This window comes from Pseudomonas sp. RSB 5.4 (assembly GCF_037126175.1).
In the GTDB taxonomy this organism is placed as follows: Bacteria; Pseudomonadota; Gammaproteobacteria; order Pseudomonadales; family Pseudomonadaceae; genus Aquipseudomonas; species Aquipseudomonas fluorescens_H.
The window spans coordinates 516,397-537,733 of the sequence record NZ_CP146986.1 but is presented as its reverse complement, the minus strand read 5'-3'; the positions used below and the strand labels follow the sequence as shown (position 1 = coordinate 537,733).

General features: G+C 62.4%; 17 protein-coding genes. 7 read left to right on the top strand and 10 right to left on the bottom strand.

Features of this window, described 5'->3' with window-relative positions; all coding sequences use genetic code 11:
- Positions 1 to 486, bottom strand: a complete 486-nt coding sequence (locus tag V9L13_RS02270) for a DMT family transporter (protein WP_201138544.1) — start codon at positions 484 to 486, stop codon at positions 1 to 3.
- A 114-nt stretch (positions 487 to 600) separates the two neighbouring features.
- Between V9L13_RS02270 and V9L13_RS02265 the strand changes: the two genes are divergently transcribed.
- Positions 601 to 1,536, top strand: a complete 936-nt coding sequence (locus V9L13_RS02265; RefSeq protein ID WP_338801337.1) for a LysR family transcriptional regulator — start codon at positions 601 to 603, stop codon at positions 1,534 to 1,536.
- A gap of 124 nt (positions 1,537 to 1,660) precedes the next feature.
- On the opposite strand, the gene V9L13_RS02260 is transcribed toward V9L13_RS02265, so the two are convergent.
- Both V9L13_RS02260 and V9L13_RS02255 read right to left on the bottom strand, forming a co-directional pair.
- Positions 1,661 to 3,343, bottom strand: a complete 1,683-nt coding sequence (locus tag V9L13_RS02260; RefSeq protein ID WP_338801336.1) for a methyl-accepting chemotaxis protein — start codon at positions 3,341 to 3,343, stop codon at positions 1,661 to 1,663.
- A 193-nt stretch (positions 3,344 to 3,536) separates the two neighbouring features.
- Positions 3,537 to 4,856: a Na+/H+ antiporter NhaC family protein gene (locus V9L13_RS02255; protein WP_003223519.1), complete on the bottom strand. Its 1,320-nt coding sequence runs from the start codon at positions 4,854 to 4,856 to the stop codon at positions 3,537 to 3,539.
- 454 nt (positions 4,857 to 5,310) lie between these two features.
- Between V9L13_RS02255 and V9L13_RS02250 the strand changes: the two genes are divergently transcribed.
- Positions 5,311 to 7,458, top strand: a complete 2,148-nt coding sequence (locus V9L13_RS02250; protein WP_103522020.1) for a methyl-accepting chemotaxis protein — start codon at positions 5,311 to 5,313, stop codon at positions 7,456 to 7,458.
- Between the two features lie 202 nt (positions 7,459 to 7,660).
- Here V9L13_RS02250 and V9L13_RS02245 read toward each other — a convergent pair whose 3' ends face one another.
- From V9L13_RS02245 to V9L13_RS02230, 4 genes are read right to left on the bottom strand one after another with little or no spacing between them, the layout of a single operon-like run.
- A complete protein-coding gene (locus V9L13_RS02245) occupies positions 7,661 to 8,974 on the bottom strand; it encodes a sensor histidine kinase (protein ID WP_338801335.1) in 1,314 nt (437 codons plus the stop codon).
- Entirely contained in the window at positions 8,971 to 9,639 is a 669-nt protein-coding gene (locus V9L13_RS02240) for a response regulator transcription factor (RefSeq protein ID WP_338801334.1), read from the bottom strand. The genes V9L13_RS02245 and V9L13_RS02240 overlap by 4 nt, the downstream gene beginning before the upstream one ends.
- A gap of 3 nt (positions 9,640 to 9,642) precedes the next feature.
- A complete protein-coding gene (locus V9L13_RS02235) occupies positions 9,643 to 9,963 on the bottom strand; it encodes a PepSY domain-containing protein (RefSeq protein ID WP_338801333.1) in 321 nt (106 codons plus the stop codon).
- On the bottom strand, positions 9,963 to 10,271 hold the full coding sequence (locus tag V9L13_RS02230) for a PepSY domain-containing protein (protein ID WP_003223509.1): 309 nt from the start codon (positions 10,269 to 10,271) through the stop codon (positions 9,963 to 9,965). Before V9L13_RS02230 ends, V9L13_RS02235 begins: the two co-directional genes overlap by 1 nt.
- 261 nt (positions 10,272 to 10,532) lie before the next feature.
- On the opposite strand from V9L13_RS02230, the gene V9L13_RS02225 reads away from it, so the two are divergent.
- From V9L13_RS02225 to codA, 4 genes are all read left to right on the top strand, one after another.
- Complete coding sequence (locus V9L13_RS02225; protein WP_003223508.1) at positions 10,533 to 11,612, top strand: patatin-like phospholipase family protein; 1,080 nt, start codon at positions 10,533 to 10,535, stop codon at positions 11,610 to 11,612.
- 95 nt (positions 11,613 to 11,707) lie between these two features.
- Positions 11,708 to 12,064: a 6-carboxytetrahydropterin synthase QueD gene (gene queD / locus V9L13_RS02220; RefSeq protein WP_003223505.1), complete on the top strand. Its 357-nt coding sequence runs from the start codon at positions 11,708 to 11,710 to the stop codon at positions 12,062 to 12,064.
- A 447-nt stretch (positions 12,065 to 12,511) separates the two neighbouring features.
- Positions 12,512 to 13,783, top strand: a complete 1,272-nt coding sequence (gene codB / locus V9L13_RS02215; protein ID WP_338801332.1) for a cytosine permease — start codon at positions 12,512 to 12,514, stop codon at positions 13,781 to 13,783.
- 14 nt (positions 13,784 to 13,797) lie between these two features.
- Positions 13,798 to 15,045 (top strand): cytosine deaminase, encoded by a 1,248-nt coding sequence (codA, locus tag V9L13_RS02210; RefSeq protein WP_338801331.1) that lies wholly within the window; start codon positions 13,798 to 13,800, stop codon positions 15,043 to 15,045.
- A gap of 129 nt (positions 15,046 to 15,174) precedes the next feature.
- On the opposite strand, the gene V9L13_RS02205 is transcribed toward codA, so the two are convergent.
- A complete protein-coding gene (locus V9L13_RS02205) occupies positions 15,175 to 16,155 on the bottom strand; it encodes a diaminopimelate epimerase (protein ID WP_338801330.1) in 981 nt (326 codons plus the stop codon).
- A gap of 372 nt (positions 16,156 to 16,527) precedes the next feature.
- On the opposite strand from V9L13_RS02205, the gene V9L13_RS02200 reads away from it, so the two are divergent.
- Positions 16,528 to 17,679, top strand: coding sequence for an MFS transporter (locus V9L13_RS02200; protein WP_338801329.1), 1,152 nt, complete (start codon positions 16,528 to 16,530; stop codon positions 17,677 to 17,679).
- Between the two features lie 118 nt (positions 17,680 to 17,797).
- On the opposite strand, the gene V9L13_RS02195 is transcribed toward V9L13_RS02200, so the two are convergent.
- A complete protein-coding gene (locus tag V9L13_RS02195) occupies positions 17,798 to 20,221 on the bottom strand; it encodes a TonB-dependent siderophore receptor (protein WP_338801328.1) in 2,424 nt (807 codons plus the stop codon).
- A gap of 98 nt (positions 20,222 to 20,319) precedes the next feature.
- Positions 20,320 to 21,303 carry a FecR family protein gene (locus V9L13_RS02190; protein ID WP_338801327.1) on the bottom strand — a complete coding sequence of 328 codons (984 nt, stop codon included), beginning with the start codon at positions 21,301 to 21,303 and terminating at the stop codon, positions 20,320 to 20,322.
- Between the last annotated feature and the right edge of the window lie 34 nt (positions 21,304 to 21,337).

The following is a 21,337-nucleotide window of genomic DNA, read 5'->3' as shown; positions in this document are numbered from 1 at the left end:
TCAACCCCGCGCAATCAGAACCAATGCCACCACAATCAACCCCAATGCCAGCCACCGCTCGGCATTGACCTTCTTGCGCGTCGCGCCGAACCAGCCGAAATGGTCGATCAGCACACTCTTGCCGACCTGCCCGGACAAAATCGCGATCATCGTCATCGCAATCCCGATATGCGGTGTCGCCAGGGTCAGCACCACCACATAGATCGGCCCGAGGAGTCCGCCGATCAACTGCCAGCGCGGCAGGTCAGTCAGCGCCGGGCCTTTCTGCGGGCCGGCGAACAACAGCAGCAAAAACAGAATCGCCGAACCCACGCCGAAGATGCTCAAAGTCGCCCACAGATGTCCGACCTGCTCCCCCAACGGCCCCAGCAACCCGGCCTCCACCGACAGACCCATGCCGGCCAGAATCACCAGCGGCAGCAACAACAGGCGCAACCCCGGCCGAGTCGCCGGCGCCGCCACACTCACTTCTTCCAACGTCTGCATCATCCAAAACCCACGCAAGTAAACGATGGCGCGGATTATCGGCTGGCGCCGCTGTGCGATAAATGGGAGCATCCAGACAACACTTTTGCGCAACTCGCACAGCAGGACGATTCCATGCACGGGCTGAATGAACTGGGCTTCAAAGCGCTGAGGCTATTTGTGGCGGTGCTCGACCACGGCAGTTTTTCCGAAGTCGCCCGGCGCGAGGGCGTGGCGCCCTCTTCGATCTCGCGGCAGATCCAGTTGATGGAGCAGGCGCTGAACCAGCAATTGCTCTACCGCCACACCCGCGCCGTGACGCCGACCGAGGCCGGGCGCATGCTCGGCCACCATGCGCGGCTGGTTCTGGTGCAACTGGAAGAAGCCGAGCAGGCGTTGCAGGAACAGCAAAGCGAACCCACCGGGCTGGTGCGGATCAACGCGCCGGTGGTGTTCGGCCAACGCCATCTGACACCGTGGCTCGGTCAGTTGTGCGCGCGCTATCCGAAGCTGCAACTGGACATCCAGCAGACCGACCATTACGTCGACCCGTTGCAGGAAGGCGCCGACCTGCTGTTCCGCATCGGCCCGATGCACGACTCGAGCATGCAGGCGCGGATTCTCGCGCCGCACCGTTTCCAGGTCGCGGCCAGCCCGGCTTATCTGAAGCGCCACGGCACACCGCAACACCCGGAGGATCTGGCGCAGCACCAATGCCTGGCCTACAAAGGCGCGACCGGTCAGCAACGCTGGTTTTTCCGGCGGGATCAGGGCGACTGGACGCCCTACTCGGTCAAAGGCCCGATCACCGGCAACCACGCCGACACCCTCACCCAAGCGGCCGAGCAAGGCCTCGGGTTGGTGATGTTTCCGTCATGGCTGATTGGTGAAGCGGTGCGCGAAGGCAGGCTGGTACCGGTGCTGGGGGACCATCAGGTGTCGAACAGCCTCGAACCGCAGCAGATCGCGGTGCTGTGGCCGGGGAGTCGGCGGCTGTCGGTCAAGGTGCGGACGGTGATTGATTTCTTCGTCGAGTGCTTCGGCGAAGTGCCCTACTGGGACAGACCATGAGCCTTGCACAAAACCCAATGTGGGAGCGGGCTTGCTCGCGAAGGCGTCGTGTCAGTCAACGATTCTGTATCTGACACGACGCCTTCGCGAGCAAGCCCGCTCCCACAAAGTTTTTGCAGCAACCTTAAATACGGAACTGGCCCACCAGTTTGCCCAATCGCCGGCCAAGTTCGGCCAGGCTGCGCGAAGTCTGCGCGCCCAACTGGGTCTCATCCGCCACGCTGTCCACCGCCACCGCGATCTGATGCACGCTGCGGTTGATCTCTTCGGCCACCGCGGTTTGTTCCTCGGCTGCGCTGGCGATCTGCGCGTTCATCGAGTTGATGGTCGCGATCAGGTCAGCCATGGCGTCCAGCGACGCCCCGGCCTGATTGGCCTGCGCCGAGGTGCCATCGCCCGCTTCACTGGAACGGCGCATCGCCTCGACTGCCGACTGCGTGCCGGCCTGCAGGCGATCGATCATGCCCTGAATTTCCTGGGTGCTGATCTGCGTGCGGCTGGCCAGTGCTCGCACTTCGTCCGCCACCACCGCAAAGCCACGCCCGGCCTCCCCGGCGCGCGCCGCTTCAATCGCCGCGTTCAGGGCCAGCAGGTTGGTCTGCTCGGCAATCGAGCGGATCACCCCGAGCACGCCGACAATCGACGACACGTCCTGCTGCAGGCTGTCGAGCGACACGCCGCTGCTGCGAATGTCATCCACCAGCGCATGAATCTGTTTGATGCTGCCAGCCACCACGCGTTTGGCGCTCTGGCCTTCTTCATCGGTCTGCTGCGCGGCGACGGCGGCGTTCTGCGCGCTCTTGGCAACTTCCTGAGCAGCGGCGGACATCTCGTTGATCGCCGTGGCGACCTGATCGGTCTCGTGGCGCTGACGCTCCATCGCCTGATCGGAACGCTGAGCCTGATCGGAAACCTGGGTCACCAGGCCGGTCAGTTGCGTGGTCATCTCGGTGATCTGCCGCACCAGACCGTGGATCTTGTCGACGAAACGGTTGAACGAGCCAGCCAGTTCGCCGAGTTCGTCCTGGCTGGTGATGTTCAGCCGACGGGTCAGATCGCCCTCGCCCGCCGCGATGTCGTCGAGGTTGGCTTTCATCAGGTTCAGCGGGCGCAGAATGGTGTTGGCCAGCAGCATCCCCGCGATGGCAATCACCAACAGCACCACCAGCGCCACACCAACGATGCTGAGGATCACCCCTTCCATGCGCTCCTGCACTTGCGCCTGCACCACCGCGACTTGCGCTTCGATGCCGTCGAGGTTGACCGAGGTACCGACCGCCATGTCCCATTTCGCCAGGTACTCGGTGTAACCGAGTTTCGGCACCAGCACGTTGGCATTGCCCGGCAGTGGCGAGCTGTATTGCAGATAGTGGGTGCCGTCCTTCGCCACTTTCACCAGGCCGAGGTTGACGTAGACGCCGTTCGGGTCACGGTTGTCCTTGAAACTTTTGCCCACGCCTTCGGGATCGTTGGCCTTGAACAGGCGCACGGTCTCGGAGTCGTAGCCGAAGAAGTAGCCGTCCTTGCCGTAGCGGATGCCCGACAGCAGCTTGATCGCCTGCGCCCGCGCCGCGTTGTCACCGGGGGCGGCAGCGTCGTACAGCGGCTTGATCGTGGTCATCGCCACGGCGACGTAACTTTGCAGCGTGGCCTTGGCGTCGGCCAGCAGGCGCTCGCGGGTCTGTTCGACTTCGGTGTGCGCCTGTTGCTGGAGAATGAACAGCGTGGTCAGGCTGATGACCAGCGCAAAGAGCAGCACCGGCAGGACGGCAAGGGACAGGACTTTGGCCTTGAGACTCAAGCGCATGGGGGGGCTCACTCTTTTGGTTTTATTGGCGTGGTTAAAGGCGTTAACGGCACGCGCAAGCAAAAGTTGAGCGGGGGATTCACCGCATTCCCCTGTGGGAGCGGGCTTGCTCGCGAAGGCGTCGTGTCAGTCAACATTTATGTTTCTGATACACCGCATTCGCGAGCAAGCCCGCTCCCACAGGTTTCAGCGTTTACAACACCATCGCGGCCACCCAGCCAAACGCCAGCAGCGGCAGGTTGTAGTGCAGGAAGGTCGGGACCACGGTGTCCCAGATGTGGTGATGCTGGCCATCGACGTTCAGCCCGGAGGTCGGGCCCAGTGTCGAGTCCGAGGCCGGCGAGCCGGTGTCGCCCAGCGCCCCGGCGGTGCCGACGATGCACACGATGGCCATCGGGCTGAAGCCCAACTGCACGCACAGCGGCACGAAAATCGCCGCCAGAATCGGCACCGTGGAGAACGACGAGCCGATACCGATGGTTACCATCAGGCCCACCAGCAGCATCAACAGCGCGCCGATCGCCTGACTGTGATCGATCCACGCCGCCGCACTTTCGACCAGCGAGCGCACTTCGCCGGTAGCCTTGAGCACTTCGGCGAAACCCGAGGCAGAGATCATGATGAAGCCGATCATCGCCATCATTTTCATGCCTTCGGTAAACAGGTCATCGGTCTCGCGCCACTTGACGATGCCCGAGGCCGAGAAGATCAGGAACCCGGCCAGTGCGCCGATAATCATCGAATCCAGCAGCAACTGAATGATGAACGCGGCGGCGATTGCCAGACCGGCAATGCCAATGGTCTTCGGGTTGTAGGCGACGCTGACTTGCTCGACCTGCTCGATCTTCTCCAGATCGTAAACGCGCTTTTTCCGATAGCTGAAAAACACCGCCATCAACAGGCCGAAGACCATGCCCAGGGCCGGAATCGCCATGGCGTGCATGACGTTGATCTGGCTGATATCGACCCCGGCCTTGCTGACGTTGGCCAGCAGGATCTGGTTGAGGAAGATGTTGCCGAAACCCACCGGGAACACCATGTACGGGGTGATCAGGCCGAAGGTCATGACGCAGGCGATGAGCCGGCGATCCAGCTGCAACTTGGTCAGTACATAGAGCAGCGGCGGCACCAGCAGCGGGATGAACGCAATGTGGATCGGCAGGATGTTCTGCGAGGCAATCGCCACCACCCACAGCAGGCCGATCAGCAGCCACTTGACGCTGCCGCCGCCGGTCGAGTGTTGGCGGTCGACCATCGCCAGGGCCTTGTCGGCCAGCGCATGGGCCAGTCCGGACTTGGCAATCGCCACGGCAAAAGCGCCGAGCAACGCGTAGGACAATGCTACCGTCGCCCCGCCACCCAGGCCGCTGTTGAACGCCTTGAGCGTGGCGTCGATGCCCAGACCACCGGTCAGGCCACCGACCAGCGCACCGACGATCAGGGCGATCACCACGTGCACGCGGGACAGGCTGAGGATCAGCATGACGCCGACCGCAGCAATCACTGCATTCATTTCACTACCTCAAAAACACTGCGATGAAATCATCACCGCCAGACAGGATGAGTCCGCCAACGCTTGACCGGCGGATTTGCAAAGAGGGTCTTATTAGAAGGGCGCGCACTGTGCCGCAGAGTGGCGGCGGTGTCAAAGCGAGCGGCTGAACTGAAATGTAACTGACAATGCAGAACCCTGCGGTAAGGAGATCAATGTAACGGGCAATGGAGAACCCTGTGGCGAGGGGATTTATCCCCGATCGGCTGCGCAGCAGTCGCCAAACCTGACTATGCAATTTCTTTGAACGATTGTGAGGGCGGCTTCGCCCCCCATCGGGGATAAATCCCCTCACCACAGGTATCTGATCGCCAGCATGCGGCAATTGGTCATATTGCGTCTGAACAATAAAGAAAGCCGAAACGCGGCCGTTACAGTGCAAAGTCTCAGATATTTATCGAATAAGGACGTCTCCATGTCGCTCAGACAACTTTCCATTCAATGGAAAATCACCCTGCTCGCCGGCCTGTGCCTGGCGGGCATCGTGACCCTGCTGGTGGGTCTTTCGCTGTATCGCATGGAGCACAGCTCCGAGCTGGTGAAAGCTTCGAGCATGGAGATGCTGACCGAGTCAGCCCAGGCGCGCATTGAATCCCAAGGCGAAGTGCAGGCTGCCGGGATTCGCCAGCAGTTCATGGACGCCTATCAATACGGTCACGGTTTCTCGCGGCAGGTGCTGTTCCTGCGCGAACAGGCCGAGAAGCGCTTCCTCGACGCCTTCGACCTGCGCGAAGACATGACCCGCCAGGTCAAGTCCGCCCTGCAAGCCAACCCGGATCTGCTCGGTCTGTCGCTGGTGTTCGAAGCCAACGCGCTGGATGGCAAGGATGAACTGTTCGCCGGTCAGGCCGAGCTGGGCAGCAACGACAAGGGCCGCTTCGCCCTGTACTGGTCGCAGCCGACGCCCGGCAAAGTCACCTCGATGGCACTTCCGGAAAGCGACATGGCCGACACCAGCACCGGCCCCAGCGGTCAGGCCGCCAACGCCTGGTTTACCTGCCCGCGCACCACGCTCAAGCCGTGCGTGATCGAACCGTACTTCTATGTGATCGACGGTCAGAACGTGCTGATGACCAGCATCGTCTTCCCGCTGATGGTCAACGGTAAAGTCATCGCCTCGCTGTCGGTAGACATCAACCTCAACAGCCTGCAAGCGATCAGCCAGGGCGCGAGCAAAAAGCTCTACGACGGCCAGACTGCCGTGAGCATCATCAGCCCCACCGGTCTGCTCGCCGGCTACAGCCCGGACGCCAGCAAACTGAGCAAGCGCCTGGATGCCGTGGATACCGTCAGCGGCGCCGAACTGCTGCGTCAACTCGCCGCCAGCAGCAGCGTCAGCAGCCTGCACAGCAACGGCCAGTTGAAAGTGTTGTCGCCGTTCCAGCCGATCCCCGGCGGCCCGTCGTGGGGCGTGTTGCTCGACGTGCCGGAAAAGGTGCTGGTCAGCCGCGCCGAAGCGCTCAAGCAGCAACTCGATGCGAGCAACAACTCCGGCACCCTGATCGAGCTGAGCCTCGGCGTGCTGGCGGCATTGGTCGGCCTGCTGCTGGTGTGGCTGATGGCGCGCAGCGTGACCAAACCGATCCTCGGCGTGGCGCATATGCTCGAAGACATCGCCAGTGGTGAAGGTGATCTGACCCGCCGTCTGGCCTATGACAAGCAGGATGAACTCGGTCAACTGGCCGGCTGGTTCAACAAGTTCCTCGACAAGTTGCAACCGATCATCGCCGAGGTGAAACGCTCGGTGCAGGACGCACGCAACACCGCCGACCAGTCCTCGGCCATCGCCACCCAGACCAGCGCCGGCATGGAACAGCAATACCGTCAGGTCGATCAGGTCGCCACTGCGTCCCACGAAATGAGCGCCACCGCGCAGGACGTTGCGCGCAGCGCCGCGCAAGCCGCCGAAGCGGCGAAGGACGCCGACCGCGCCACCCGTCAGGGCCTGACCGTGATCGACCGCACCACTGCGAGCATCGACACCCTGGCCGCCGACATGAGCGCGGCGATGGTTCAAGTCGAAGGCCTGGCCGCCAACAGCGAAAAGATCGGCACCGTGCTGGAAACCATCCGCGCCATTGCCGAACAGACCAACCTGCTGGCCCTCAACGCCGCGATCGAAGCAGCGCGTGCCGGTGAAGCCGGGCGCGGTTTTGCCGTGGTCGCCGACGAAGTGCGCAACCTCGCCCGCCGCACCCAAGAGTCGGTGGAAGAAACCCGTCAGGTGATCGAACAACTGCAGACCGGTACTCAGGATGTGGTCGGGTCGATGGGCAACAGCCATCGTCAGGCTCAGGGCAGTGTCGAGCAGGTCGGGCAAGCGGTGACCGCACTGCGCCAGATCGGCGATGCAGTGACGGTGATCAGCGACATGAACCTGCAGATCGCCAGCGCGGCGGAAGAACAGAGCGCGGTGGCCGAGGAGATCAACAACAACGTGGCGACCATTCGTGACGTGACCGAATCGCTGTCCGGGCAGGCCAATGAGTCGGCGCGGGTGAGCCAGTCGCTGAACAGCCTGGCGAATCAGCAGCAGAGTCTGATGGATCAGTTCCGGGTCTGATTCGAAGGTGGTGGGGTGTCAGTGGGCTTTCCCCCTCACCCCAGCCCTCTCCCCCAAGGGAGCGAGGGGGAAAGGGAGCCGATCTCCGTAGGCTTCAAGGCTGGAGTCCGGCGCGATATCTCATTTCGGTGTAGCTCGAAAAAACACCTCGGTCAGTCCCCTCTCCCCCCGGGAGAGGGTTAGGGTGAGGGGCTTCCAAGACTCACCGCCGAGGCAATTCGATCACTACCTTCAACCCGCCCCACTCGCTCTCGCCCAGCACCAGCACGCCGCCCCACGTCTCGACGATATCGCGCACAATCCCCAGCCCCAGACCATGCCCGTCAGTCTGCTCGTCGAGCCGCGTGCCACGGCTGAACACCTGAGTGCGTTGCTCTTCGGGAATCCCCGGCCCGTCATCTTCAACGCTCAGGGCGTAGCCGTCAGTTCGTTCGATCACACTCAGACGCACCTCGGCATCCGCCCACTTGCAGGCGTTGTCGAGCAGGTTGCCAAGCAGCTCCAGCAAGTCCTCGCGATCCCAAGGCAGTTGCAGCCCAGGTGGCGCGACGTAGCTCAGCGCCAGATGCTCGCCGTGGATCATGTTCAGCGTCGTCAGCAGGCCCGGCAATTCCGCGTCACAGTCGAACAACGCACCCGGCAGCGCATCACCGGACAACCGTGCGCGATTGAGTTCACGATTGAGCCGCTGTTGCACCTGCTCCAGTTGTTCCTTGAGGATCTTGCGCAGCTCCGGATGGGCGTCGAGTTTTTCGCTCGATGCCAGACTCAAAAGCACCGCCAACGGCGTTTTCAGCGCATGCCCCAGATTGCCCAGTGCATTGCGTGAACGCTTGAGGCTGTCTTCGGTGTGCGCCAGCAAATGGTTGATCTGCGCCACCAGCGGCTCCAGCTCTACCGGCACCTGATCGTCCAACTGCGAGCGCTGACCCTGCTGCAACTGGGCGATCTGTTCGCGCGCGCGTTCCAGCGGCTTCAACGCGCGGCGCACCGTCAGCCGTTGCAGGAGCAGAATCAGCAGCAACCCGGCCAACCCCAGACCGAGGCCGATCTGGCGCATGCGCTGGAAACTCTCGCGCACCGGGGTGTAATCCTGGGCGACGCTGATCGAGATCGACTGCCCCAGACGTCGATAGTCCGAGCGCAATACCAGCAACTGCTGACCGTCCGGCCCCAGTTGCAGGTTGCTGTGCAAACCGGGGTGTTCCAGCAGCGGCAGATCCTGATCCCACAGCGAACGCGAGCGCCAGTGGCTGTCGGCAAAATCGATGCGGAAGTAGTGCCCGGAAAACGGTCGCTGATAGGCCGGCGACAGGTGCCGCTCATCCAGCTGCAAACCCTGCGGGCCGCGCACCAGCGCCACCAGCAGGCTTTCGCTGTCGTTGCGCAGACCGGCTTCGAGATAGCGCTGCAAACCGACTTCGAACAACCACAGACTGGTTTGCGCCAGCACCACGCCGACGATCACCATCACACTGATCAAGCCCAGGCTCAAACGGCGCTGGATCGACCTCACGAAGCTTGCCCGCCGAACAGGTAACCCTGGCCGCGACGGGTTTCGATCACGGCTTTACCAAGCTTGCGCCGCAGATGGTTGACGTGAACTTCGAGGACGTTGGAATCACGCTCGGTCTCGCCGTCGTAGAGGTGCTCGGCGAGGTGGGTTTTCGACAGGATCTGTTCCGGGTGCAGCATGAAATAACGCAGCAGGCGGAATTCCGCGGCGGTCAGCTGAATCTCGCTGCCGTCGCGAATCACGCACTGGCGACCTTCGTCCAGATGCAGGCCGGCGGCCTTGAGCGTCGGCTGGTTGGCCTGGCCCTTGGAGCGGCGCAGCAACGACTGCACTCGCAAATGCAGCTCTTCGGGATGGAACGGTTTGGTCAGGTAATCGTCGGCGCCGGCCTTCAGGCCTTCGATGCGCTCGGCCCAGGAATCGCGGGCGGTGAGGATCAGCACCGGGGTCGACAGGCCACCGGCACGCCATTGCGCCAGCACATCAAGCCCGGGAACGCCGGGCAGGCCGAGGTCGAGAATGATCAGGTCATAGGGCTCGCTGCTGCCCTGATAAACCGCATCGCGCCCGTCCGCCAGCCAGTCCACCGCGTAGCCTTGGCGCTGCAGGCCGGCGATCAGTTCGTCGGCGAGCGGCACGTGGTCTTCCACCAGAAGCAAACGCATCGGTCAATCTTCCTTGTCTTTGAGTAATTGGCCGGTATCGGCTTTCAGATGCAGTTCGCGCGCCACACCCTCGACCGTCAGCAACTCGACTTCATAAACATAGACGTCGTGCTTTTCCTCCAGCTCGACTTCCAGCAGTTTCGCTCCGGGGTAGCGATCCAGTGCCTGTTGCAGCACCTGTTCCAGCGGCAGGATCACCCCCTGCTGACGCAGACGCAGTGCTTCATCGGGGCCAAGATCACGGGCCACCGCCACCGAGCAGAATGCCAATAGCACCAGGGCCAGTCGGCTGCCGGTGCGTGGCTGTAACAAATACGGCTTCATTAAGTATCCTGATGATCCTTGAGCACTTGCCCACTGACCGCGTCCAGTTCCAGGTCCCACTCCAACCCTTGCGGGTCACGCATTTCGATTTGGTAGATGTACTTGCCGTACTGCTCTTCCAGCTCGGTATCGGTGATGGTCGACCCCGGGTGTCTGGTCAGCGCCGTGGCGTTGAGCTTCTCGAAGGACACGATAGTACCAGCGTCGCGCAGACGCAGGGCTTCATCGGGGCCAAGATCGCGGGCGTGGGCGAGGCTGGCGGTCAGGCCGATGATCGCGGCGATGGACAGGGCAGTCAGGGTTTTCATGGGTGTCTCCGTATTTTTATGTGCAGCTACGGTGGGCACCTTAGCGGGATGAACTTAACTGAAACTGAATTGCCATCATTGCGCATGGCCCCAACCACATTTGCAGATTCATGCAAAACCCTGTGGGAGCGGGCTTGCTCGCGAATGCGGTGGGTCAGCAATAATGATGGCGACTGACACAGCGCATTCGCGAGCAAGCCCGCTCCCACAGGGTCAAGTAGTGCGCCTATAATCCAAAGCTTGCTAACGATCGAGACCGGTATGACCGCCATCCACATCAAGTTCCCCGCCCTCACCCTCAAGGCCGGCCCTCGGGCCATGGCGCGCATTCGTGCCCAGGGGCTGAACGCCGCTGACGTCGGCACCCTGCCCGGTGCGGCCGGCGGGCCGAAGGCATTGGGGATTCAGGGGCTTGATCTGGCGTTGTTCGGCGAATGGCTGCCGAGCGCACCACGCGAGCGCTCGCTGATCGGTGCTTCAGTCGGCTCCTGGCGCTTCGCCAGCGCCTGCCTGCCGGATGCCGCCGAAGGCATTCGCCGCCTCGGCCAGTTGTATGCCGAGCAGAACTTCAACAAAGGCGTGACCATGGCCGAGATCAGCGCGAGCTCGCAGCGCATGCTCAATGACCTGCTCGACGGCCGCGACGCCAGCATCCTCAACAATGCCGACTACCGCCTGAACATCATGGTGGTCAAAAGCCACGGACGCCTGGCCGACGACCATCGTGGCCGCCTCGGCCTGGCGCTGGGTTCGGTAATCGCCGATAACCTGCGCGGTCGCGCGCGCCTGTCGCGACACTTCGAACGGCTGATCATTCACGACCCGCGCCTCGCCCCGCCGGTCAATGCGCTGCACGACTTCCCGTCGCGCTTCGTTGCCCTCAATGCCGGCAACCTGCGCCAGGCGCTGCTGGCGTCCGGTTCGATCCCGATGGTCATGGAAGGCGTGCGCGACCTGCCGGGTGCCGGTGCCGGCACCTTTCGCGATGGCGGGCTGCTCGACTATCACCTCGACCTGCCCTACAGCGGCGACGGCATCGTGCTCTATCCACACTTCACCGACCGGGTCATTCCGGGCTGGTTCGACAAGACTCTGCCCTGGCGCAAGGCCTCGGTCGAGCGCTTGCAGGACGTGCTGTTACTGGCACCGTCGAAGGAATATCTGGCGCGCCTGCCCTACGGCAAACTGCCGGATCGTAACGACTTCAAGCGCTTCATGGGCGATGCGCCGAGCCGCCAAAAGTACTGGCACGCGGCGATGGACGAAAGCCGCCGCCTCGGCGACGAGTTTCTTGAACTGGCGGCCAACGGTCGCCTCGCCGAGCGCTTGCTGACCCTTTAGTCAGTGTTTTCCCGCATCGCCAAACACAAGCTGGTAAACTCGCCGCCTGCCCGAATCGCTGCGGCGAACGCCACCTGAACAGAGCCGAAAATACTGTGGAAATCTTCAAGGAATTTACTTTCGAATCCGCCCACCGCCTGCCGCACGTACCGGACGGCCACAAGTGTGGGCGCCTGCACGGTCACTCGTTCAAGGTGGCGATTCACCTGAGCGGCGACCTCGATCCGCACACCGGCTGGATCCGCGATTTCTCCGAGATCAAGGCGATTTTCAAGCCGCTGTACGAGCGTCTGGATCACAACTACCTGAACGACATTCCCGGCCTGGAAAACCCGACCAGCGAAGTCCTGGCCAAATTCATCTGGAATGAAATGAAGCCCCTGCTGCCGGAACTCAGCGCGATCCGCATTCACGAGACCTGCACCAGCGGTTGCATTTATCGCGGTGAGTGATTCAACACAATCCCCCCTGTAGGAGTGAGCCTGCTCGCGATAGCGGTTTGTCAGACACATTGATTTCAGATGTGCCGATGCCATCGCGAGCAGGCTCACTCCTACAAAGGATTGGTGTTTTGTCAGGAAAATAGAGAACAGCCCCCGAGGCTGTTTTTTTATGCCTATGCTTTTTGGCTTCCCCCGACATCCCCGATCTCTGCCCCCCACACAGTTCAAAACTGTGGGAGCGGGCTTGCTCGCGAAAGCGGTGTATCAGTCGCCATCTGCATTGGCTGACCGGGCGCATTCGCGAGCAAGCCCGCTCCCACATTGGGCCTGTGTGTGTTCTGGTGCACTGCTTTCGCCCCGAAATCCCTGACTCGGCTATACATAATCCGCATAACGGTCGTTGGCACGACCACTGCAACCCACCCCGCGTCTCCCCAATCCAGCAAGGAACGCCCCATGACGCAGAACGATCCCGGCAACGACTACCCCCTCAGCGAAGTCCCGATGCATGCACGCAAAGGCCTGGCCTCAACCGCCATGGTGCTGCTCGGTTTCACCTTCTTCACCGCCACCATGTTTGCCGGCGGCAAGCTCGGCGTCGCGTTCAGTTTTGGCGAGATGCTCGCGGTGATCATCATCGGCAATCTGCTGCTCGGGCTCTACGCGGCAGGGCTGGGTTACATCGCGTTCAAAAGTGGCCTGAATTCGGTACTGATGGGGCGCTTCTGTTTCGGCGAGGTCGGCAGCAAGCTCAGCGACCTGATCCTCGGTTTCACCCAGATCGGCTGGTACGCCTGGGGCACCGCGACGGCGGCGGTGGTGCTGGGCAAATACTTCGAACTGGAGCAAGGCACGGTGCTCGGCCTGATGGTGCTGTTCGGCCTGGTGTTCTGCGCCACGGCGTATGTCGGTTATCGCGGCCTGGAGATCCTGTCGTACATCGCAGTGCCGGCGATGATGTTGCTGCTGATGCTGTCGATGTGGGTCGCGACGGTAAAAGTCGGTGGCCTCGATGGTTTGCTCAGCGTGGTGCCGACGGGTTCGCTGGACTGGTCGACCGCGATCACGTTGGTGTTCGGCACTTTCGTCAGCGGCGCGACCCAGGCGACCAACTGGACACGCTTCTCGCGGTCGGCACGGGTTGCCGTGCTGGCGAGCCTGATCGGTTTTTTCATCGGCAATGGCCTGATGGTGCTGATCGGTGCCTACGGCGCAATCGTCTATCAGCAGCCGGACGTGGTTGAAGTGTTGCTGCTGCAAGGTTTCGCCATGGCCGCGATGGCCATGCTGTTGCTGAATATCTGGAGCACCCAGGACAACACCATCTACAACTTCGCCGTCGCCGGCTGCAACCTGCTGCGCACCGGCCGACGCAAAACCGTGACCCTGGCCGGCGCGGTGATCGGCACCCTGCTCGCCCTGCTGGGCATGTACGACATGCTGGTGCCGTACCTGATTCTGTTGGGCACGGTGATTCCGCCGATTGGCGGGGTGATCATGGCTGACTTTTTCTTCCGCTGGCGCGGGCGCTATCCGCGTCTGGCCGACGCACGGCTGCCGGCGTTCAACTGGCCGGGGCTGGGGGCTTACGCGGTTGGCACACTCGCTGCGTTCCACTCGCCGTGGGTCGCGCCGCTGGTAGGGATTGCCGCCGCCGCGCTAACGTATGTCATCGTCACCGGCCTGCTCGGCGCCCGTCGCGCCACCGTGCCATTACAAGACCTATAAGAAGGATTCGCCTGATGCACATCATCAACGCCCGACTGCGCAACCAGGAAGGTTTGCACGAATTGCACTTGGAAGACGGTCTGATCCGCAACATCGGTCGCCAGACCGAAGCCCCGACCCTCAACCCCGGCGACCTCGATGCCGGCGGCAATCTGGTGGTGCCGCCCTTCGTCGAGCCGCACATCCACCTCGACGCCACGCTGACGGCCGGCGAGCCACGCTGGAACATGAGCGGCACGCTGTTCGAGGGCATCGAGTGTTGGGGCGAGCGCAAGGTCACCATCACCGAAGAAGACACCAAGACCCGCGCCAAGAAAACCATTCAGGCCCTGGCCGCCCACGGCATCCAGCACGTGCGCACCCACGTCGACGTCACCGACCCGCAGCTCACCGCGCTCAAGGCGATGCTCGAAGTACGCGAAGAATCCCGGCATCTGATCGACCTGCAAATCGTCGCGTTCCCGCAGGAAGGCATCGAGTCGTACCGCAACGGTCGCGAGCTGATGGAAGAAGCGATTCGCATGGGCGCCGATGTGGTCGGCGGCATTCCGCATTTCGAGTACACCCGCGATCAGGGCGTCAGTTCAGTGAAGTTTCTGATGGACCTGGCCGAACGCACCGGTTGCTTGGTGGATGTGCATTGCGACGAGACCGACGACCCGCACTCACGCTTTCTCGAAGTGCTCGCCGAAGAGGCACGCAGCCGCGACATGGGCGCGCGGGTCACGGCCAGCCACACCACGGCGATGGGTTCTTACGACAACGCTTACTGCGCCAAACTGTTCCGCCTGCTCGGGCATTCCGGGATCAGCTTCGTCTCATGCCCGACCGAAAGCATTCACCTGCAGGGGCGCTTCGACAACTTCCCGAAACGCCGGGGCGTGACCCGGGTCAACGAGTTGCTTGAAGCCGGGATGAACGTGTGTTTCGGCCAGGACTCGATCGTCGATCCGTGGTATCCGCTGGGCAACGGCAACATCCTGCGCGTGCTTGAGGCCGGGTTGCACATCTGCCACATGCTCGGTTATCGCAACCTGCAGAACGCGCTGGACCTAGTGACTGACAACAGTGCCAAAGCCATGCACCTGGGCGAGCGTTACGGCCTGGAACAGGGGCGTCCGGCGAACCTGCTGATTCTGTCGGCGGACAGCGATTACGAAATGATTCGCAGCCAGGGCTTGCCGCTGTATTCGATTCGCGGCGGCAAGGTGCTGATGCAGCGGCAGATGTCGGTGGTGGCGTTCAGCAGCGGACAAATCTGAAACTGTTGTCAGGCTGATGGCCTCATCCACTGGCAAGCCAGCTCCCACAGTATTCAGCAGTGAACGCGTGATTTGTGTTCACCACACAACCCTGTGGGCGCTGGCTTGCCAGCGAAGGCGATTGCCGCTTCAGCCGATCAATCGCGCCGTACCAAACAACCTGACCCGCACCAATTCACCCTGCTCTTCTTCAAGCAACAGCGGCGCCGTTCCTCCCGGCATCACCACCTGCACTTCCCCACTCGACACCCAGCCCACCGCCCACGCCGCACACGCCACTGCGCTGGCGCTGGTGCCGGAAGACGCCGTCGGCCCTTCGCCACGCTCGAACACCCGGGCGACGATACGCTGCGCTGACTCAAGCACCGCCCATTGCAGATTGACGCCCGCCGGGCATGGCTGGCCGGCGCCGGTCGGCATCGCGTAGGCGATTCGGGTCAGACCTTCGGCCCATGGCGGTTCGCGCATTTGCGGGTTGCTCGGCAGATCGGCGACGTCGCTCAACAACGTCACACAATGCGGATTGCCAATGCGCACGAACTGACTGTGCTGCCACGCGGGATCGAGCTGGGCCAATGGTTCTACATGGCTCATTTCACGCCCGTTGAACTCACGACTTTCAATATTCTGCGCATCCACCGCCGACGGCCCAAAGACCGGTTGACCAAGGTCCAGCCAGAAGCCGCTGACACCTTCGATTTCAGCCGGTTTTACCGAGGTTTCCACAGCGTCCCCTTTGTCGTGATGCACCCGCAGCGACGCCCCTTCCGCCGGCATCAGTCCCTGCTCCAGCAACGACTGGGAAAAAATCGTCAGACCATTGCCACTGCGTTCGGCCAAGGTGCCGTCGGTGTTGACAATCAGCACGTCGAACGGCGGCGCTGACTGGAACGGGCCGATCAACAGACCATCGCTGCGGTGCGATTTGCTCCCCGCCGGACGCTGGCCCTCCGGCCAGTCGCAGCACAGCGCAATGGCTGCCTGACTCCAGGCCTGTCTCGACACAACACACTGCGCGGCACCGACCGGCAAATCGATCCCCGCCTCACGAAGTGCCTGGGGCGAAACTACCCCGTAGATATTGCCCCGCGCATCGTAGAACTGCGTCATCACCGGCCTCACTCACCTTGTCGAAGCCATCACTGTAAACCGCGATCCCCTGTAGGAGTGAGCCTGCTCGCGATAGCGCAGTATCAGGCGCCCTGGTCATTGCCTGAGCCACCGCCTTCGCGAGCAAGCCCGCTCCCACATTAAATGGCGGGCGCTCACAAAACTGCTGTCATGCGCAGATCACTGTGGGAGCGGGCTTGCTCGCGAATGCGGTGTGTCAGTCACTATATTCGTTGGCTGACACACCTCTATCGCGAGCAGACTCATCCCTACAGGTTAGGATGTCGACTGCACTTCCCCGAGACCTGCGATCGAACCTCGACGCGCGATCACTGTCATTCGGGGACGCGACGTTTTTTGCCAAGGATCGATATGACCAGCCTCAACCCCCAAGACACCTTCGTCCCCGGACGCCTGCAACAGATGTCGACGCGCATCGCCTTTTTCATCGCCGGCCTCGGGATTGCCGCGTGGGCGCCGCTGGTGCCGTACGCCAAAGCCCGCGCCGGGCTCGATGAAGGCACGCTGGGCCTGTTGCTGTTGTGCCTGGGAGTCGGCTCGATTCTGGCGATGCCGCTGGCGGGGATTCTCGCCACGCGCTTCGGCTGCCGCAAAGTCGCGACGGGCGGCACCCTGCTGATTTGCGCGGCACTGCCGTTGCTGGCAACGGTATCGTCGATACCGGCGCTGATCGCCACGCTGTTCATGTTCGGTGCCGGGTTGGGCACGGTGGATTCCACCGTCAACCTGCAAGCGGTGATCGTCGAACGGGCCAGCGGCAAGCACATGATGTCGGGGTTTCATGGCCTGTTCAGCCTCGGCGGGATTGTCGGCGCGGCCGGTGTCAGCGCCCTCCTCGGCCTCGGGCTGACGCCGCTGGCAGCGATGCTGGTGGTGGTGGCGGTGTTGATCGGCGCACTGTTCAAAGCGGTGCCGCACATGTTGCCCTACGGCAGTGAAAGTTCCGGCCCGGCATTCGCCATTCCCCACGGTATCGTGCTGTTCATCGGCGGAATGTGCTTCATCGTGTTCCTCACCGAAGGCGCGGCGCTGGACTGGAGCGCGGTGTTCCTCGCCCAGGAACGCGGGATCGACACAGCGTATGCGGGGCTCGGTTACGCAGCGTTTGCCCTGACCATGACGGCGGGACGTTTGATGGGTGACCGGATTGTCCGGCGTCTGGGCGCCACACGGGTGATTCTGTTTGGCGGGCTGTTGGCAGCGGCAGGCCTGTTTCTCGCAACCTTCGCCCCGAGCTGGGAAGCCGCGCTGCTGGGTTATGCGCTGGTCGGCGCCGGCTGTTCGAACATTGTGCCGGTGCTGTACACGGCGGTGGGCAAGCAGACGGTGATGCCGGAAAGCATCGCGGTGCCGGCGATCACCACACTGGGTTATGCGGGGATTCTGGCGGGGCCGGCGGTGATCGGCTTTGTCGCGCATGCCAGCAGTTTGAGTTTTGCTTTCGGGTTGATGGCGCTGCTGTTGCTGGCCGTGGCCATTGGCGGCAAAGTCCTCAAGGTCTGAACACCCATCATTGTGGCGAGGGAGCTTGCTCCCGCCGGGTTGCGAAGCGACCCCAAAAAATCGGGCCTGCTGCGCAGTCCAGCGGGAGCAAGCTCCCTCGCCACAGGGTCAGGCGTCATTAGAAACCGACGCTGGCCTGCACAAAGAACGTCCGTGGCGCCCCCACATACATCCCCGAATTGTTGTCGCTGGAGCGGGTGAAATACTGCTTGTCGAAGACATTTTTCACCCCGGCGCCAAGCTTCAGGTTCGACACCTGCGGCCCGAAGTCATACCCGCCGCGCACGTTCCAGGTCACGTACCCCGGGATGTCGCCGTACTGCCCGTCAGCCGTGCCTTCGGTGATGTAGTTGCCGTTGAAGCTGCCATCGGCGTTGACCCCGGTGCCCGGCGAGCGCTGTTTCGATTGGGCGAAACCGTCGATGTTGTAGGTCCAGCGATTGATGTCGTAACGCAAGCCCACGGTCGCCACCTGCCGCGAATAGAACGGCAGATCACGGCCCTTGAAGCCCGGAATCTCGCCTTCGTAGGTGGCGCGGGTGTAGGTGAATCCGGCGTTGGCGGTCAGACCGTCGAGACGCGGGTCGAGCGCTGCCATGTCGTAATGCACCGACGCCTCGATACCCTGGTGCTTGGTCGCACCGAGGTTGGTCCAGCCGACATCGTTGCTGATGTATTGCAGCTCGTCATCGAAGTCGATGTAGAACAGCGTCACTTCCCCGCCCCACACGTCATCGTTGTAGCGCGTACCGATCTCGTAGGACTTGGCTTTTTCCGGCTCCAGACCGTTGGCGGTCTGGTCACCCGAGCCGCCCTGGCCGAGCTGGAAATACTGCAGGCTGCCGAACGAGGTTTCGTAGTTGGCGAACAGTTTCCACGCGTCCGACAGGTGATACATCACGCTCAGCGCCGGCAGCGGTTCGTTGCTTTCGATGCTGCGGTTTTTCTCCGGAACGCGCTTACCCGAGGTGTCGAGTACGGCGCGGTCGTGCCAGTCGGTGCTGATGTGCTCGAAGCGAATGCCCGGGGTGATGGTCCAGTTGCCGACGTCGATCTTGTTGTCGACATACACCGAGTTGGCCTCGGTGCCACCGGTGCGGTCCTGGAACACATGGCCGTCGGACGTCGGGGTGACCACCGGCTGATTGTTGACCAGCGCCAGACGGCTCGACTGTTCGTGCATCGCCTCTTTCAGGTAGCGATAACCGACGCTGACTTCTTGAGTGGTCGGGCCGACATCAAACACCCGCGACACCCGCGGCTCGACACCGAGGGTGTAGTAGGAACGCGGGTACGAGCTGAGGGTTTTCTGGTCGCGGGCGGCGATGGTGCTGCCGCGAAAGCTGTCAGTGTAGTAGGTGAGAATTTCTGCCTGGGTGCGCTCGTCGATCTGGCGAATCCACTTGAACGACACGTCCTTGCGCCGCCCGCTGAAATTGTCGTAATCGCGCACCGAGTCGTACGGCTTGTCGTCGTACTGCTTTTGCGTCAGACCGCCGGGCATGTCGGCACTGGCGTCGTAGTAATGGAAGTTGAGGCTGAAATCGTCCTGATCGGTCGGCGCCCAATGGGTCTTGAGCAGCACGTCGTCGATGTCGTTGTCGTTGTTGCGCTCGCGGTAACCGTTGCCGTTGACCCCGGAATACAACAGCGCCACGCCCATGCCGTTGTCGGCAGTGCCGCCGAGGAACGCCGTGTCGATGTGCTTCCAGCCGCCGTAACGGGTGGTCTCCAGCGTGGTGCCGATTTCCCCGGTGGCTTTTTCCGGAATGGCGCGGGTGACGAAGTTGATCACCCCGCCGACGTTTTGCGGGCCGTAACGCACGGAACCGGCGCCGCGTACCACGTCGATGCTGTCGAGGTTGCCCGAGGAGATCGGCGCCATCGACAGTTGTGGCTGTCCGTACGGTGCGAATGCGGCCGGCACACCGTCGATCAGCACCGTGGAGCGTGGCGACAGGCGCGAAGTCAGGCCACGCACGCCGACGTTCAGCGCGATGTCGCTGCCGCCGGTGCCGTTGGAGTCCTGCACCTGCACACCGGGCACGCGCTTGAGCACGTCACTGACGTTCATCGCGCCCTGCTCGACCATGGCTTCGCGGCGGATCACCGTGCGTGCGCCCGGGTGGTTCTGCACCACGGCGGCATCGGCGTCGCCGAGCCAATCGCCGACCACTTTGATGTCGGTCACGCCCAGTTCCAGCGGGCCATTGCTGGCGGCAGTTGCGGCCGGCGACAGGGTCACCGAGCCTTCGTTGATCTGATAATCCAGACCGCTGCCCTGCAACAATTGGCGCAACGCCTGCTCGGGAGAAATGTCGCCATCGACCGCCGGAGCCTGTTTGCCGGCGACCAGATCCGGACTGAAAAACACCTGCAGCGAGGTTTGCTGGCCCAGCTCGCTCAGGGCCTGGCCCAACGGCTGGGCGCGGATGTGAATGGCTTCAGCGGCGAAGGCCAGCGGCACGGCGGCGTTGACCGCCAACGCCAGGGCCAGCGGTAACCAGGGGGATTTTTTGTTGTTGGCTGAGGTGTTTTTCACGTCGAACGTAGTCCTGTGGATCGCAAGAGTGCGCGTCTGTTAATGCAAACCAGTTGCAGTTGAACAGGAAGACGATGAACTCAAAAAAAACCTGAATTTTATTTTGAAATTATTTCCTGACTGCCATCGGCCAGGGTGCGAACGGCCACCGGCAGGATGTTTGGCAGGGCCCTGAGCAAGGCGTCGGTGTTGTCGGATTTGAACACGCTGGTCAGGCGCAGACTGGCCACGGCCGGGTTGCTGACCGTCAGTGGCTTGTCGCGATAACGCGAAACTTCCGCCGCCACTTCGCTGAGGCTGGCGTTGTTGAATACCAGTTTGCCGCCGCGCCACGCCGTCAATTCGGCGGGATTGACCGCATACGCGGCAGCGACTTTGCCCTCGGCATCGACATGGGTGCCGAGGCCTGCGGTCAGGTTGATAAATTGATTGTCCGCTGCATTGCGCCCCTGCACCTTGACCGTGCCCTGCTCCACCGCGACCCGGGTTTGCGTCACATCGCGGCGCACATCGAAACGCGTGCCGGTGACCGTGACCTTGCCACTGCCGGCCTCGACCACGAACGGGCGCGCGGTGTCGTGCTGAACGCTGAACATCGCCTCGCCCTCACTCAACTCGATCAGCCGCCGATCCTTCTCATAATGCACTTGCAGACGGCTGCGACTGTTCAGGTCGATCACCGATCCGTCCGGCAGCGCCACATGCTTGCGCTCACCCAACGCCGTCGCGAACTCGGCGCTATAACCATCGGGGTGATTCAGACCGCTGAACAAACCGAGGCCGAGCGCCACCGCCAGTACACTGGCCGCCACGGCATAGCGCACCAGCGGACGACGTTCGCGACGGCTCGGCGGGGTTTCAACGAGGGCCTTGAGGCGCGGCGCCGGCAGCAGATCCGCCGCCGTCCACAAGCCTTGCAGCAACTGGAATTCGTCACGGTGTTGCGGATGCTGGTTCAGCCAGGCGTCGAAGCGCTGCTGTTCGTCGGCACTGATCAGCGGTTCCTGCAAACGCACAAACCAGCGTGCTGCCTCGTCACGCACCGTTGTTTGCCCGCACGCGCAATCACGGGTATCCATCATGGAATGTCCTGTCGGGCTGGGGATGAAAAGCGGC